This is a genomic window from Rhodopirellula maiorica SM1 (assembly GCF_000346295.1).
In the GTDB taxonomy this organism is placed as follows: Bacteria; Planctomycetota; Planctomycetia; order Pirellulales; family Pirellulaceae; genus Novipirellula; species Novipirellula maiorica.
On sequence record NZ_ANOG01000742.1, the window covers coordinates 1 to 729 of the forward strand.

Genomic DNA, 729 nt, shown 5'->3' on the forward strand with positions numbered 1-729 from the left:
CCCACGCGTCGCGATAGCCATCTCGAGGTGATTCCATGAGCCATTTCCGACCCCACGGCGTCGTTTCGCCCTTCTGCTACACCCTGTTCGCGTTGACCTTTGTCACTGCGATGACGCAGTCCGCTCGTGCCGACGCCGATAAATACAGCAAAACGCTGCAGTCGACCGTTTGGATCATCACCAGCGACGCCGAAAACGAAACCTCTACCGGCACCGGAGTCTTCGTCGACGTAGACAAACGTCTCGTGCTCACCAACGCGCATGTGGTCGGCGACAGCCGTTCGGCAGTGGTCTTTTTTGCCGATGTTCGCAACGGGCTGCCCGAGGTCAAACGCAAACATTACCTCGACAATGTGATGAAACTTGCCCAGCCTGGCAAAGTCGTCGCGGTCGACCGCAAACGCGATTTGGCCCTGATTCAACTGCCCAAAATCCCGGCACGAGCCAAAGTGATCGAATTGGCCGACTCCAGCACCAAGCCCGGATCGGCAGTCGATGTGATCGGAAACCCCGGCGGAAGCGACGTTTTGTGGGTCAACACCTCGGGAACCGTTCGCTCGGTGTATGACAAGAAATTCAAATCCAACCACGGCGAACACGATTTCAAAGTGGTCGAAATCCAAAGCCCAATCAAACCTGGCGACAGCGGTGGACCGGTTGTCGACAACGACGGCAAATTGGTGGCAATCGCCCAGTCGTTTTCGCCCGAAAGCCCGCTGATTAGCTATT

General features: G+C 56.7%; 1 protein-coding gene. It reads left to right on the plus strand.

From position 1 onward, the window contains the following. Positions 1-35 precede the first annotated feature (35 nt). The coding region (locus tag RMSM_RS24110) for a S1 family peptidase (RefSeq protein ID WP_008702658.1) at positions 36-729 on the plus strand (694 nt) is incomplete at its 3' end.